The organism is Psychromonas arctica (assembly GCF_038155225.1).
GTDB lineage: Bacteria > Pseudomonadota > Gammaproteobacteria > Enterobacterales > Psychromonadaceae > Psychromonas > Psychromonas arctica_B.
This window is the reverse complement of record NZ_JBAKBA010000006.1, coordinates 22,766-37,175: the sequence shown is the minus strand read 5'-3', so window position 1 is coordinate 37,175 and position 14,410 is coordinate 22,766. Positions and strand designations below refer to the sequence as shown.

The following is a 14,410-nucleotide window of genomic DNA, read 5'->3' as shown; positions in this document are numbered from 1 at the left end:
TTCACCCCTATCGTGCGTAACGATCTGCTGATAAACCTGAATCATCAATATCTGGTGTTTTATCATTAATAACATCACTTACAAATTTTGCTGAACCTAAAGACATCGTCCAACCTAGTGTACCGTGACCTGTATTAAGAAATAAGTTATCAATATTGGTTTTACCTAGGATTGGCGTACCATCCGGTGTCATTGCTCTTAAACCCGTCCAGAATTCTGCTTTAGTTAAATCTGTTGCATGAGGGAATAAATCAGCAATAGAGAACTCAATATTTTTACGACGTTTTTCTAATAACGCTAAGTTATAAGAGCTAATTTCCGCGGTTCCACCGACTCGAATACGATCGCCTAAACGCGTGATTGCCACTTTGTAAGTTTCATCCATCACGGTTGATTCTGGTGCTGCTGAATAGTCTTGAATTGGGATAGTAAGAGAATAGCCTTTAATAGGGTAGACAGGCACTCTGATATTAAGGTTTGCAAGCATGTGCGTAGAATAAGAACCTAAAGCCATTAAGTAAGCATCTGCGGTAAGTTCACCTTTACTGGTAGAAACACTGACTATTTCGCTACCTTGTTTATTGATTTTCTCAATATTGGTATCCATTACAAATTTAACACCTAAGCCTTCACAGGCTTTAGCTAATTCAGTAACGAACATGTGACAATCACCTGTTTCATCATTTGGTAAATGAATACCACCTACGATTTTATCAATAGTATGATGAAGTGCTGGTTCATAACCTAAACAATCTTCAGCTGTTAGTATTTTATGTTCAACACCACATTCTTTTAATACTTCAATGTCTTTTTTAGAGCTCTTTACTTGGCTTTCAGTACGGAATACTTGCAATGTACCTTGCGTTCTATGATTGTATTCAATATTAATTTCTTTTCTAAGTTCTCTTAAACAATTTCGGCTATATTCTGCCACTCTCATCATTCGAGCTTTATTGATGTGGTAATCTTTAGTGTTACAGTTTGCTACCATTTTGGTCATCCAAACTAACGTTTCCGTGTCTAGATCTTTAATGCTGATTTTTAATGGTGCAAGTTCTTGCATCAACCATTTCATTGCTTTAACTGGAATACCTGGCGCAGCCCAAGGTGCAGAATATCCTGGAGATATTTGCCCTGCATTGGCAAAACTCGTTTCATTAGCAACGCTTGATTGTCTGTCAACTACCGTGACATCATGTCCAGACTTAGCTAAATACCAAGCACTCGTTACGCCTATTACACCAGAACCTAATATTAAAACTTTCATTTTTATCCCAAAATAATCATCAATTCGAAAACACATCATAGATGATATTCACAATTATTAATGATTGTATTTAAAGATGTTTCAGCATAAAAAACTAAAATAAAACAAAAATCAGTATTTTAATCTAAAAAAAGCAGTAGAACTAGGAGGTTAGACAATATTTAACCAATATAAAATCATCATTGAAACAGTAAAGTAACATTAAATAAACATAGGTAATAAGATTGTGTTATTTATGTTGATGAAGACTTAAACAAGGCTTTAATGATAGGGGCATAGTTATAAAAAATGAGGCTTTGTGGTAATGGTAATGGTAATGGTTAGGGTCGAATAACTAACGTCGATACATTCGCTTTATATATGAAGTATTGAATATTAAATGACATGACGTAAGACGGCTATGTTTGATTATACTTTGCCTTTAAAGCTATCAATAACTATTTAGCGCCATTTAACTTCACTGTTACTTTTAACTCTGCTTTTAATAACAGCTTCTGATGTATAACTGAGAGGCTGATACTTAAGTCAATATCTGCACTTGATAGTTTTAAAGTTCAAAGTTTAAAGTTCAAAGCTTCATGGGGTAATACCATAGTTAAAATGATGTCGAAATCACAATAATCAAGGAGAACGTTAAATGGCTTTTCAAGTGCTTAATCATCCGGTCGTGTTAGTCACCGGTGGATCTCGAGGTATTGGAGCTGCGACTGCAAAACTCCTTGCTAAGTTAGGTTATGCCGTTTGTGTTAATTATAGTGCAAATGAAACGGCAGCACATCACGTTGTATCTGATATCGAAAAAGAAGGCGGTAAAGCCATTGCAGTGCAAGCTGATGTTTCAAATGAAGATGACGTTATTCGCCTTTTTAATACACTCGATAATACTTTGGGCCCAGTGACTCATTTAGTGAATAATGCAGGCATTTTATTACCGCAGATGCGTGTTGCTGATATGTCAGCTGAACGAATTAATAAAGTACTGATGACCAATGTAACCAGCTATTTTTTATGTTGTAGAGAAGCGATTAAACGAATGGAAGATGGTGGATCAATTGTTAATGTTTCTTCTGCAGCATCAAGGCTAGGGTCTCCTTTCGAGTATGTGGACTATGCCGCATCAAAAGGGGCAATAGACACCTTAACAACTGGGTTATCGCTTGAAGTGGCGAAAGATAATATTCGCGTTAATTGTGTACGTCCTGGGTTTATTGATACGACTATGCACGCTGATGGTGGAGAAGCAGATCGTATCGAACGTGTTAAACATTTAATCCCACTTCAACGAGGTGGTCGACCAGAAGAGGTTGCTGCATCAATTGCATTTCTGTTATCACATGACGCGTCTTATATTACTGGAACCTTTATTGATTTAGCAGGAGGTAAATAGGCAATTAATAGTTAATAGTTAATAGGGAAAGTAAGTAGGAAGAGCGAGTGGGGTTAATGTCGAGGCTTTTAAATAAAAAATCCGATGTATTAACGACATCGGATTTCTATTTACACACTGATTAAAGAGTTTCCTGAGAGATTACTCAGACTCTTTGTTAGTCTCTACTTCTGTTTTTTCTTTGTCTTTTGGTAGGTACTTATAAATATAAACACCACTGAATAGCGTGAACACTAATGTCGCTCCCATTAATCCAAAGACTTTAAAGTTTACCCAGACTTCTTGAGGCAAACTAAATGCAACATAGATATTAAGTAAGCTAAGTGCAATAAAGAAAATAGCCCAAGCAATATTTAAATTACTCCAGACTTTATCAGGCAAGGTGATTTCTTTACCTAGCATCTGTTTAATGATTGGCTTTTTAAAGATGAATTGACTCGCTAACAGTGCAACTGCAAACAATGCATAGATGAAAGTGACTTTCCATTTGATAAACACATCATCGTGTAAAATCAACGTTAATGTGCCGAATACAAAGACCATTATAAAGGTAATCACTTGCATTTTTTCAACTTTACCGTGCTTAAAATAGTTATAAGCCAGCAATAAACCTGTGGTTACGATCAATGACCCCGTTGCCGCATAAATGTCGACCATTTTATAAACGGCAAAAAAGATAATTAACGGTATAAATTCAAGCAATTGTTTCATGAAACTCTCTTCTTTAAAGTGAATAGGTTATTTAATAGTGGCAGCTTTCATTGCACTGATAAATTCAGACATTTCTGCTTTGATTTTATCTGGGTTATCAAGATTACGTTCAATCACCTTAACCACTGCTGATCCTGAAATAGCACCTGCTGCTCCAGATTTAATGGCATTAGCAACTTGCTCTGGTTGTGAAATACCAAACCCTAACAATGAAGGAGGAGCATTATACTCACCTAATGTTTCAAGCATATGTTCAACCGGCATACCTGCTTTTGCATCTGCGCCAGTCACACCCGCTCGGCTTAGTAGATAAGTATAACCTTGACCATATTCTGCAACTTGCTGCAATGTCGCTTTATCACCGTTAGGTGGAGCAATAAATATTTGTTGTAAACCAAATTTTTCAGCGGCTGCACGATACGGAGCACTTTCGTGTAAAGGAACATCTGCGATTAAAATAGAATCAACACCTGCTTCTTTACAACGTTGGTAAAAGTTCTCAATACCGTTACGGAACACCAAGTTTACATATAACAATAAACCAATTGGCACTTCAGGGTATTCAGCACGAACTTCTTTAATGATTTCAAAACAAACCTGCGGTGTCGTACCTGCTTCTAATGCACGAATTGATGCGTCTTGAATTACAGTACCGTCAGCCACTGGATCAGAAAATGGAATGCCTAACTCTAAAGCATCAGCGCCCGCTTCAACCAATGTTTTGATAATACTTAAAGATTGATCACGGTTTGGATCGCCAATAGTAACAAAAGGAACAAAAGCCCCTTCGTTTTTAGCGGCTAAACGTTCAAATAATTCTGCATAACGTGTTGTTTGTAGATCATGAGTCATTAGATCAGGCCTCTTTTTTCGAAAATATCAGCAACAGTGAAAATATCTTTATCACCACGTCCAGATAAGTTAACAATAATCACTTGCTCTTTGTCATCTTGTTCAATGATTTTTAGTGCGTGCGCTAGTGCATGTGAAGACTCTAAAGCTGGGATAATACCTTCTTGTTCCGCGAGCACTTTAAATGCCATTAATGCTTCATCATCGGTTGCATTCACATACTGTGCTCGACCGGTTTTCGCTAAATGTGCGTGTTGCGGACCAACAGATGGAAAATCAAGACCTGCTGAAATTGAGTATGACTCTTGAATTTGACCTTGTTCATCTTGCATCATTAATGATTTCATACCGAAGAAAATGCCGTCAGTACCACACGCGATAGGGCAACCATGCTCACCTGTCTCAATACCATGGCCACCAGGTTCAACGCCAATCAACTCAACCCCTTCGTCATCAATAAAGTCGCTGAAAATACCAATTGCATTTGAACCGCCACCAACACAAGCAATAATTTTATCAGGTAAAATACCTTCTTTACGTAGACATTGAATTTTTGATTCTTCACCAATCACTTTTTGGTATTCACGCACAATCGTCGGGAATGGGTGTGGTCCAGCCGCAGTGCCTAATAAATAATGTGATGTATCGTAACTACCAGCCCAGTCACGCAATGCTTCATTACAAGCGTCTTTTAAGGTTGCAGAACCCGATGTTACAGGAATAACTTCTGCGCCCATTAAGCGCATTCTAAACATGTTTGGCTTTTGGCGTTCGCAATCTACTGCGCCCATGTAAATACGGCATTTTAGCCCTAATAGTGCGCAAGCTAACGCTGTTGCAACACCGTGTTGGCCTGCACCTGTTTCAGCAATAATTTCAGTTTTACCCATACGTTTTGCTAATAGCGCTTGTCCTAGTACTTGGTTAGTTTTATGTGCACCACCGTGTAATAAGTCCTCACGTTTAAGGTATAGTTTAGTCTTTTTACCTTTTGTTAAATTACGACACAATGTTAACGGAGTAGGGCGTCCTGCATACTCTGTTAATAATTCTTGTAATTCAGCATTAAAAGCATCATCTGTTTGTGCTTTTAAAAATTCTGCTTCAAGTTGTTGTAATGCTGGGACCAAAATTTGTGGTACGTACATACCACCAAAGTCACCAAAATAAGCGTCTAACGTTTTCATGTTTTTTTACCTTCTAATGCGTTTATTACTGCATGTTTCTTATCATGAGCCATGCTTATGTCTTCATGACTATCGCTTCATGCCTATCGTTGCATGCCTATCTCTTCATGTACTGACGTATTGCTGAGAAACTACGGTTTAATTTGTCTGCGTCTTTTTTACCTGGGGCAGATTCCACTCCTGAATTAAAGTCTAATCCTGCACAGCCTATTAACGCTGCTTGTTGTGCATTTTCAGGTGTTAAACCACCGGCTAATATGATTTTACTTTTATCAATATCGAGTAATTTATCTTGTTGTGCAGTAAGCAGTGACCAATCAAATACTTTACCTGTACCGCCACTTTGCGTACCAACACGTGTATCTAATATATGTTTACTGACATTATATTTTTCAAATTCTGGCAAACTATCGCTGATGCCATGGGCTTTCCAAATCTCACAGCTTTTAGGTAATACTGTTAATAGCTCTTTAATGTATTTTGGTGTTTCATCACCATGTAACTGCACTGCGCTTAACCCTAAGCTTTTAGCGGTGTAGGCGATTAGCTCAATTTCTTCATTTTGGAATACACCGACGTACATTAATGGTGCGCCCAACATGACTAAACGAGCTTGTTCTAATGCAACAAAACGAGGTGATTTTTCAACAAAAATTAAGCCACCATAGACTGCCCCCGCTTTATGGACATCCGCGGCATCACGTGCGTGAGTTAATCCACACACTTTATTTTCGCCTAAAATAAGTTGTCTACAAGCTCGGTCAATATTAGGTTGAGACATAATAGAGCTACCGACTAAAAATCCATTCGCAAATTGACTTAGTTCTTTCACTTGCTGGTGGTTGTAAATCCCTGATTCTGAGATGACGATACGGTCTGCAGGGATTTTTACTGCTAGCTCTTTAGTACGGTTTAAATCGATACTAAGATCACGTAAGTCTCTATTGTTAATGCCAATTACTTTAGCATTGAGCGCTATTGCTCGAACTAGTTCATGTTCATTACTGACTTCGGTTAATACACCCATATTTAAGCTATGCGCGGTATCACGATAAGCTTGGTAAGCATCATCATCTAACACAGAGAGCATTAATAAAATTGCATCTGCGTTGTAATGGCGCGCTAAGTAAATTTGGTATGGGTCAACAATGAAGTCTTTACAGATAACAGGTTGAGTGACTTGCTCACGTACTTTATTAATGTATTCAAAGTCACCTTGAAAGTATTTTGTATCCGTTAGCACTGAAATAGCCGATGCGTAGTTTTTATAAACGCCTGCTATTAAGTCTAAATCGAAATCTTCACGTATTAGGCCTTTTGATGGAGAGGCTTTTTTACATTCAAGAATAAAAACGCTTTTATCTTGGTCTAGTGCTTGATAAAAGTGGCGATCACTTTCTACTATTTCGTCTTTAAATTTAATTAAAGGTTGCTGTTGTTTTCTTTCTTCAACCCATAGCAACTTGTCATCAACAATTTTGCCTAAAATAGTGTCTTGTAAACTTTGATCGTTAAGCATTGCTTTGCTCCGCAAGTTGTTTTAATAGTGAGAGGGGTTGACCTGATTGCATGCTTGCTAATGCCATTTCTGTACCTTGTTTAAAGTTATCTGCTTTACCGTTTAACACGAGTAGCGCAGATACGTTAATTGCGACAGCAGCTTGTTGAGCCGCGGTGCCTTTACCTTGTAAAATTTGTTCTATGATGACTTTGTTTTCTTCTGGTGTGCCACCAAAGATGCTCTCAACAGGGTAGTAATCAACGCCGAAATCTTCCGGTGTTAATGTGTATTCTGTTATTTCACCATTATGTAATTCAGCGACCTGAGTGCTGCCATGTAAAGCGACTTCATCTAAACCACTGCCATACACGACCATGACACGTTTCATACCTAATTGTTGGTGTACTTTTGCAATCGGTAACAATAACTCTGGTGCATAAACTCCCATTAATTCAAAATCAGGACGCGCCGGATTCACTAATGGACCGAGCACATTGAATATTGAACGAGTTTTTAATGCTGCTCGAACGGGCGCTGCAAAACGCATTCCTGCGTGGTAACTTGGCGCAAAAATGAAACAAACGTTCAAATCATCTAAACATTGACGTGCTGTTTCTGGTGACATTTCAAGATTAATACCAAAAGCCGCTAATAAGTCAGAAGAGCCAGACTTACTTGAAACACTACGACTACCATGTTTACAGACTTTAACACCACAGGCTGCTGCGACAAATGCGCTCGCTGTTGAAATGTTAATGGTGCCTAGACCATCTCCGCCTGTGCCAACGATATCTGTAAAAGGATAATCAGGACGCGGAAACTTTTTAGCTTGCGCTAAGAGAGCTTTGGCTGCTCCTGTTATTTCAGTCGGTGTTTCACCTTTTATTTTTAGTGCCGTTAAGACTGACCCTAATACGATGGGATCGATTTCGCCTGAAACAACTTGTTCAAAAAATGCCTGACTTTGTTGCTCGCTGAGCCCTTCACCTTGATAAAGCTTTTCTAAGGTCGGTTGTACATCATATTGGCTCATTATTTGTTCTCCGTTGCAGTCAGTAAGTTGAGACTGTTTTCTAAAAGCTGTGCACCTTCACAAGTTAAAATGGATTCAGGGTGAAATTGAAAACCGATCACCTTATCTTGTTGATGATAAATCGACATGCACATACCGTTATATTGTGCCACGATTTCAAGTGAAGCGGGAACTGATGTACCCACTAAAGAGTGATAACGTGCAACAGATAGCGGTTGTGATAGTCCTGTGAACATTTTGTCAGCACAATGTTCAATTAAAGAGGATTTACCATGTTGTATTTCGTCTGCTTGGCCAACGACACCACCGTATTGTTCTATTAATGCTTGGTGACCTAAACATATCCCTAAAATAGGCACTTGGCCTTTACATAGAGTGATTAAATCGATCATACAACCCGCAGCACTTGGTGTTCCTGGACCAGGTGATAACACTAAAACAACTTCACCTTCACAAGCATCAATGTGTGCTTTAATTTGTTCTGCGCTTTGGTTATTGCGATAAATCTTAACGGGATAACCTGCGGTTTTAAATTGATCCACTAAGTTGTAAGTAAATGAGTCAAAGTTATCAAGAAAAAATAAGGTCGCTTTAGGCGTTTGGTTGATTTTATTAGTTTGAGTTGTCATGACCTTATTCTCCTTGCTTAGTGGCTGTGTCGTTAACTGCTGACGTTACTTTGGTTGACGTTACGTTAGCTAATGTTGTTCCGTGAGCTAATGCGACTGCGTTTAATACAGCAGCGGCTTTACTACGTGTTTCATCTGCTTCAAGCTGAGGGACTGAATCATAAACAACACCGGCACCTGCTTGTGCTTGTGCAATACCATCTTTTACAAAAGCAGAACGAATAACAATACAGCTATCCATATCACCATTACCGTTAATGTAACCAACAGCGCCGCCATAACTACCACGACGTTTTTTCTCGACTTTTCGGACTAGATTCGACGCACTTATTTTCGGTGCACCGACTAAGGTGCCCATGTTCATACAAGCTTGATAAGCGTGTAGTGCATCTAAATCACTGCGTAATTTACCCACAACACGTGACACCAAGTGCATAACATGACTGTAACGGTCAACTTGTAATAGTTCAGCAACGTGGCGTGTTCCAGGTTCACTAATACGTGCAACATCATTACGAGCTAAATCAACTAACATAAGGTGTTCAGAGGTTTCTTTTTTATCTAAACGTAACTCTAATTCTAAGCGCCCATCTAAATCTTTATTGATAGTGCCATCTTTATTAAAACCACGACGACGCGTACCTGCGATAGGGTAAATTTCAACATCTAGTGTTTCTTGTGTAAATTTAATCGCGCTCTCTGGCGAGGCTCCAAATAAAATGAAATCACTGTCCTTTAAATAAAACATGTAAGGACTTGGATTGGTTTCTTTTAGTTTTTGGTAGGCTGAAATTGGATCTGGACAAGGTAAAGAGAAACTACGAGAAGGCACCACTTGGAAAATGTCACCTTTGACGATATTGGTTTTGAGTTGTTCTACGATGTCGCAATATTCTGCATCTGAGACATCAACTGAAACTTTCGCATCAATGGTTATTTGTTGGTTAATAGGAGCGATGAAGTTATCGCATAGGCCTTGTAATTCAACAATGCGTTGGGTAATTCTAAGTTCGCTTTCATCTGAATATAAACCACCAAAAATACTGCCTAATATTTCACTTTGTTGGGTTTGATGATCGTGAATCATTAATGTTTCTGCAACATAAAAAACATAATCAGGTGTGGTGTTCTCACCGTCAGGCACTTCTATTAATTGCTCAAAAGTTGCAATAAAGTCATAGGCAAATACACCGCCTAAAAATAACGCTTCTGAATGTGAAGAACGTTTTTTGATACGGTCAACTAAACAACGTATGGCATCCATTGGAGAAGCTGATTTTAAACGTTGGTCTTCATCGCCACTAGTATCAGATTGTGGAAAGGTGAGTTGTAATTGGCTTGGTGTTTGACCAGTAATGAGTTGTGTTGAAAATTTTGGTGCAATGAAGGTGAGAAGATCTTTACCGTTATCGGTTAATGCTTCTAGTGTGACCACTAAACCTTGGCAAGTCAGTTTCAAACAGGCATCAACAAGTAGCAAACTTTTTAAGTGTTCTTTACTTTCAATCTCTGCTGAGTCGAACAGTAAGTGATGGTCGCTATCTGCACTGATTTGTTGAAATAATCCTAGTGAATCTTGGATGTAACTGCAGGGTGCTTCAATGGTTTTTAATACGCCAATTGGGTGTAGAGTATTCATGTTTAAGTCCTTAATAATATAATGAGCAAATGGTTTTTTATTAGTGTTTTATTTGCCATCGCCAACTAAAGACTGTGTAAAAAATGATCATTGTCGCCTACCTGTTTATTTTTGTTTGTTCCAAATATGAAAAAAGCCCGCAAGATGCGAGCTTTAAAATTGGTTTTCTGGGAAAATTAAATATACAAAAACCTCATTGCTCGCTTATGAGAATGAGTGCCACCAAGAATCTTTAAGAGTAATTGTATTAAAAATCATATATTATGCGTCCCGTATTAATTAGGACTTATTTTTTTGCATTCTGCTCCTAATGTCAAGGTTATTTTTAGGATATTCATGTTAATCGATCTTCATTCTCATACTAAAGCCTCAGATGGACAACTCACACCCAGCGAATTAGTACAACGTGCTGAAAATAGACAAGTTCATTTTTTAGCGATTACTGATCACGACACTGTCGATGGATTAGTTGAAGCGACGCAGTATATTCAAGACAATGATTTAAAACTGCAATTAATTAATGGTATTGAAGTGACCACTAATTGGTTGAATCACGAGATTCATGTGGTTGGATTAAATATCGATCCTACACATCCTGCATTAGTTGAGTTAATTGAAATTCAAAAAGATAAACGTGAACAACGTGCTATTGAAATGGGCAGACGTTTAGCGAAAGCTAATATAGAGAATGTCTATGAAGGGGCAAAGGCCTTAGCTGGCGATGGTGCTATCACACGCGCACATTTTGCTCGTTATCTCGTTGAAATTGGTGTTGCTCCTACTTTTCCTAAAGTATTCGATAAATATTTAAGTCGAGGTAATACCGGTTATGTTCCACATGATTGGGTCGATTTAGCTGATGCTATCGCTGTCATTCATGCCGCTGGTGGTCAAGCAATACTCGCTCATCCAGATGCTTACAGCTTATCGAATAAATGGTTAAGAAAACTGTTAATCACCTTTAAAGCCGCCGATGGCGATGCAATGGAAGTGGCTATCGGACAGCAATCACCACAAATGCGCTTACAGCTAGGTATGTGGAGTAAAGAATATGGCTTAATGGCTTCACAGGGTAGTGACTTTCATTTTGTTGGGCGTTGGCGTGATTTAGGAAAAAGTTTATTTTTACCTGATATTTGCCAGCCAATTTGGCATAATTGGCCTGCTTGCCAATCAGTTTGATTAAGTAACCTATTTTTATAAAAGATAAGCACAGCCATCATTAACAGTAGAAGAGAATTATGAGTCAGTTTTTTTATGTTCACCCTGAAAACCCACAAAAGCGTTTGATGAAACAGGCTGCTGAAATAATCGAGAAAGGTGGAGTAATTATTTATCCTACCGATTCTGGTTATGCATTAGGTTGTGCAATCGATGATAAAAATGCGTTAGAACGTATTTGCCATATTAGAAAAATAGATAAAAAGCATAATTTCACGTTAGTGTGTAAAGATCTTGCTGAAATTGCAGTCTACGCACGCGTTGATAATAGCGCTTATCGTATGTTGAAAAGTAATACGCCTGGGCCGTATACCTTTATTTTTAAATCGACTAAAGATTTACCTAAACGTTTAATGAACCCAAGCAAACGTACTATTGGTATTCGTATTCCAGATAATGCAATTGCATTAGCGTTATTAGAAGAGTTAACAACGCCATTAATGACAACCAGCCTTATTCTACCTGGTAAAACCAGCACAGAATTTGATCCTGAAGAGATTAGAGACCTATTAGAGAATCAAGTTGATTTGATTCTTAATGGTGGATACCTCGGCGAGTCACCTACGACCGTGATTGATTTGTCTGATGATGAAGTCGTTATCGTCAGAGAAGGAGCGGGCGATTTAAGCCCATTCCAATAAAAATTGAAAAAACTGTTTAATTTAAGATTGAATGGTTATTTCTAGATAAGTCGCTAGCAATATCGTTAGCAAAGTAAGTAACAAAAATGAAAATTTATGCACAGTCGCTTTTATGTTTAGCGTAGTAAAAAGTGCAGTTGGCATAATGTGAATTACCCAAAGGAAAAGAAAATGAGTGAAAAATTACAAAAAGTATTAGCCCGTGCTGGATTAGGTTCTCGCCGTAAAATGGAAACAGTGATTGCAGAAGGACGTGTAAGTCTTGATGGTAAACTTGTTGAGTTAGGTGAGCGAGTAACACAAGAACAAGTTATTCGTGTTGATGGACATGTTGTAAAATACCAAGCAGCAGAGAGTGTTGTATGTCGTATTTTAGCTTACAACAAACCTGAAGGTGAAGTTTGTACTCGTAGCGATGAAGAAGGGCGTAAAACTGTATTTGATCGTTTACCTGTCCTAAAAGGTTCACGTTGGATCTCTATTGGTCGTTTGGATATTAATACATCAGGTTTATTACTGTTTACAACAGATGGCGAATTCGCTAATAAAATGATGCACCCAAGTCAGCAAGTTGAACGTGAATATGCTGTACGTGTTTTTGGAGATGTCACAGAAGCTATTTTAAACCGTTTACGCATGGGTGTTCAGCTTGAAGATGGTGAAGCTAAATTCTTAGATATTAAAGAGCATGGTGGTGAGGGTATTAACCGTTGGTTCCATGTTGTATTAACTGAAGGTCGTACTCGTGAAGTTCGTCGTTTATGGGAAAGCCAAGGTCTACAAGTTAGCCGTTTAATGCGTGTTCGTTACGGTAATATTATTCTAAATAATCAATTACCGCAGGGCGGTTGGCAGGAACTAACACTAAAAGAAGTAAACTATTTACGTAAATTAGTAAACATGCCGCGTGAAACAGAGACTAAAGTCCGTGTTGAAACTAATAAAGTGACTAACCCTCAAGCGAGAATTCGTCGTGCGGTTAAAAAACATAATCAGCATCGTAAAGCCGGTGAACGCCGTCGTGTTACTCGTACAAGAAGCTAGATTTTTAAATTATCACTGTATTATGTTAGGTGTTTTATCCATAAAAGAGTGATAAAGTAGATTTAAATCAAGTAAATGTATTCATTAAGTGAGGGATTATGATTAAAAAATGTTTATTTCCAGCAGCAGGTTATGGTACGCGTTTTCTTCCTGCAACTAAGTCTATGCCAAAAGAGATGATGCCGCTTGTTAACAAACCTTTGATTGAATTTGGGGTTGATGAAGCAATTGAAGCTGGCATGACAGGTATGGGCATTGTAGTAGGGCGAGGTAAGCATTCTATCTCTGATCATTTTGACCATAATTATGAATTAGAAAAAGAAATCAGTGGCACGCCAAAAGAAGAAAAGTTAAAAGATATTCGTAAAATTATGGATACGGCTACCTTTTCTTTCATTCGCCAACGTCAAATGAAAGGTCTTGGCCATGCTATATTGGTAGGTCAAGAGTTGATCGGTGATCAGCCATTTGCTGTCGTATTAGCTGATGACTTATGTATTAATCAAGAAGGTGATGGCGTATTAAAGCAGATGGTTGCTTTATACGAGCAGTTCCGTTGTTCAATTGTTGCAGTTGAAGAAGTACCTGAAGACGAAATTCATAAATATGGTGTAATTAAAGGTTCTGTCATCAGAGATGATATTTACCGCGTTGATGATATGGTTGAAAAACCAGCTCCTGGTACTGCGCCAAGTAACCTTGCAATTATCGGCCGTTATATTTTAACGCCTGATATTTTTGAAATCTTGAAGAATACTAAACCAGGTAAAGCAGGTGAAATTCAAATTACTGATGCACTATTAGCGCAAGCTAAATCAGGTTGTGTTTTAGCTTATAAATTCAAAGGTAAACGTTTTGATTGCGGTAGTGTACCCGGTTACATAGAAGCGACAAACTTTGTTTATGAAAATTTATATGAAGAATAAGCATTAATTTAAACCGCTTATTTATCTAAAGCCGTTCACTAACCTGAACGGTTTTTTTTGCCTTTTTTTATATTAAGGCGATTTAATGATTGCTTGTTATTTTTGCTTATCTTCCTTCGTTTTCGTCGAGCAGCGCAGCAGCTTCGTGGTCGCATGTTCTTTTTAAAACCTTTTCAAATAAAAACGAATTAACCACGAAGACAGAAAGGGTAAAGAAGGTTAGATAAAAGACGTTTATTGTTCAATAACCTTGTTATTTTTTCTTGCCTTCTTTTGCGTTCTTTGTGGTTGCTTATCTTCCTTTGTGCTCTTCGTGGAGCGAAGCGGCTTCGTGGTCATTTTTATGTTTAAAACCTTTCCAAATCCAAAAAA

At 38.1% G+C, this 14,410-nt stretch carries 13 protein-coding genes; 5 read left to right on the top strand and 8 right to left on the bottom strand.

Annotation, left to right across the window (positions count from 1 at the left end; all coding sequences use genetic code 11):
• Nucleotides 1–7: 7 nt before the first annotated feature.
• The gene (locus V6255_RS04060; protein WP_160062835.1) at nucleotides 8–1,267 is read right to left on the bottom strand and encodes a D-amino acid dehydrogenase; all 1,260 of its coding nucleotides are present in this window, start codon (nucleotides 1,265–1,267) and stop codon (nucleotides 8–10) included.
• A 637-nt stretch (nucleotides 1,268–1,904) separates the two neighbouring features.
• On the opposite strand from V6255_RS04060, the gene V6255_RS04055 reads away from it, so the two are divergent.
• The gene (locus V6255_RS04055; protein WP_341626982.1) at nucleotides 1,905–2,654 is read left to right on the top strand and encodes an SDR family oxidoreductase; all 750 of its coding nucleotides are present in this window, start codon (nucleotides 1,905–1,907) and stop codon (nucleotides 2,652–2,654) included.
• Between the two features lie 141 nt (nucleotides 2,655–2,795).
• Here V6255_RS04055 and V6255_RS04050 read toward each other — a convergent pair whose 3' ends face one another.
• The 7 genes from V6255_RS04050 to V6255_RS04020 all read right to left on the bottom strand — a co-directional run bounded on the left by V6255_RS04050 (nucleotide 2,796) and on the right by V6255_RS04020 (nucleotide 10,206).
• Nucleotides 2,796–3,365, bottom strand: a complete 570-nt coding sequence (locus V6255_RS04050) for a septation protein A (RefSeq protein WP_341626981.1) — start codon at nucleotides 3,363–3,365, stop codon at nucleotides 2,796–2,798.
• 27 nt (nucleotides 3,366–3,392) lie between these two features.
• Complete coding sequence (trpA, locus tag V6255_RS04045; RefSeq protein WP_341626980.1) at nucleotides 3,393–4,217, bottom strand: tryptophan synthase subunit alpha; 825 nt, start codon at nucleotides 4,215–4,217, stop codon at nucleotides 3,393–3,395.
• Entirely contained in the window at nucleotides 4,217–5,404 is a 1,188-nt protein-coding gene (trpB, locus tag V6255_RS04040; protein ID WP_341626979.1) for a tryptophan synthase subunit beta, read from the bottom strand. The genes trpA and trpB overlap by 1 nt, the downstream gene beginning before the upstream one ends.
• Nucleotides 5,405–5,501: 97 nt before the next feature.
• Complete coding sequence (gene trpCF / locus V6255_RS04035) at nucleotides 5,502–6,923, bottom strand: bifunctional indole-3-glycerol-phosphate synthase TrpC/phosphoribosylanthranilate isomerase TrpF (RefSeq protein ID WP_341626978.1); 1,422 nt, start codon at nucleotides 6,921–6,923, stop codon at nucleotides 5,502–5,504.
• Nucleotides 6,916–7,938 (bottom strand): anthranilate phosphoribosyltransferase, encoded by a 1,023-nt coding sequence (gene trpD / locus V6255_RS04030; RefSeq protein ID WP_025562721.1) that lies wholly within the window; start codon nucleotides 7,936–7,938, stop codon nucleotides 6,916–6,918. Before trpD ends, trpCF begins: the two co-directional genes overlap by 8 nt.
• Nucleotides 7,938–8,567 carry an aminodeoxychorismate/anthranilate synthase component II gene (locus tag V6255_RS04025; protein ID WP_341626977.1) on the bottom strand — a complete coding sequence of 210 codons (630 nt, stop codon included), beginning with the start codon at nucleotides 8,565–8,567 and terminating at the stop codon, nucleotides 7,938–7,940. Before V6255_RS04025 ends, trpD begins: the two co-directional genes overlap by 1 nt.
• Nucleotides 8,568–8,571: 4 nt before the next feature.
• Nucleotides 8,572–10,206 (bottom strand): anthranilate synthase component 1, encoded by a 1,635-nt coding sequence (locus V6255_RS04020; protein ID WP_341626976.1) that lies wholly within the window; start codon nucleotides 10,204–10,206, stop codon nucleotides 8,572–8,574.
• A 336-nt stretch (nucleotides 10,207–10,542) separates the two neighbouring features.
• Between V6255_RS04020 and rnm the strand changes: the two genes are divergently transcribed.
• The 4 genes from rnm (at nucleotide 10,543) to galU (ending at nucleotide 14,038) form a co-directional block, all read left to right on the top strand.
• Nucleotides 10,543–11,388, top strand: coding sequence for an RNase RNM (gene rnm / locus V6255_RS04015; RefSeq protein WP_037047847.1), 846 nt, complete (start codon nucleotides 10,543–10,545; stop codon nucleotides 11,386–11,388).
• Between the two features lie 59 nt (nucleotides 11,389–11,447).
• On the top strand, nucleotides 11,448–12,068 hold the full coding sequence (locus tag V6255_RS04010; protein ID WP_025562718.1) for an L-threonylcarbamoyladenylate synthase: 621 nt from the start codon (nucleotides 11,448–11,450) through the stop codon (nucleotides 12,066–12,068).
• A gap of 171 nt (nucleotides 12,069–12,239) precedes the next feature.
• The gene (gene rluB, locus V6255_RS04005; protein WP_341626975.1) at nucleotides 12,240–13,112 is read left to right on the top strand and encodes a 23S rRNA pseudouridine(2605) synthase RluB; all 873 of its coding nucleotides are present in this window, start codon (nucleotides 12,240–12,242) and stop codon (nucleotides 13,110–13,112) included.
• A gap of 98 nt (nucleotides 13,113–13,210) precedes the next feature.
• Nucleotides 13,211–14,038: a UTP--glucose-1-phosphate uridylyltransferase GalU gene (gene galU, locus V6255_RS04000; RefSeq protein ID WP_298940242.1), complete on the top strand. Its 828-nt coding sequence runs from the start codon at nucleotides 13,211–13,213 to the stop codon at nucleotides 14,036–14,038.
• Nucleotides 14,039–14,410: the final 372 nt, after the last annotated feature.

Excerpts from the sequence above, each read along its gene's own strand:
- V6255_RS04060 (WP_160062835.1), bottom strand. The coding sequence starts at position 1,267 with ATGAAAGTTTTAATATTAGGTTCTGGTGTAATAGGCGTAACGAGTGCT.
- trpA (WP_341626980.1), bottom strand. The coding sequence starts at position 4,217 with ATGACTCATGATCTACAAACAACACGTTATGCAGAATTATTTGAACGT.
- V6255_RS04020 (WP_341626976.1), bottom strand. The coding sequence starts at position 10,206 with ATGAATACTCTACACCCAATTGGCGTATTAAAAACCATTGAAGCACCC.
- V6255_RS04010 (WP_025562718.1), top strand. The coding sequence starts at position 11,448 with ATGAGTCAGTTTTTTTATGTTCACCCTGAAAACCCACAAAAGCGTTTG.
- trpD (WP_025562721.1), bottom strand. The coding sequence starts at position 7,938 with ATGAGCCAATATGATGTACAACCGACCTTAGAAAAGCTTTATCAAGGT.
- V6255_RS04050 (WP_341626981.1), bottom strand. The coding sequence starts at position 3,365 with ATGAAACAATTGCTTGAATTTATACCGTTAATTATCTTTTTTGCCGTT.
- trpB (WP_341626979.1), bottom strand. The coding sequence starts at position 5,404 with ATGAAAACGTTAGACGCTTATTTTGGTGACTTTGGTGGTATGTACGTA.
- V6255_RS04025 (WP_341626977.1), bottom strand. The coding sequence starts at position 8,567 with ATGACAACTCAAACTAATAAAATCAACCAAACGCCTAAAGCGACCTTA.
- trpCF (WP_341626978.1), bottom strand. The coding sequence starts at position 6,923 with ATGCTTAACGATCAAAGTTTACAAGACACTATTTTAGGCAAAATTGTT.
- rnm (WP_037047847.1), top strand. The coding sequence starts at position 10,543 with ATGTTAATCGATCTTCATTCTCATACTAAAGCCTCAGATGGACAACTC.
- galU (WP_298940242.1), top strand. The coding sequence starts at position 13,211 with ATGATTAAAAAATGTTTATTTCCAGCAGCAGGTTATGGTACGCGTTTT.
- rluB (WP_341626975.1), top strand. The coding sequence starts at position 12,240 with ATGAGTGAAAAATTACAAAAAGTATTAGCCCGTGCTGGATTAGGTTCT.
- V6255_RS04055 (WP_341626982.1), top strand. The coding sequence starts at position 1,905 with ATGGCTTTTCAAGTGCTTAATCATCCGGTCGTGTTAGTCACCGGTGGA.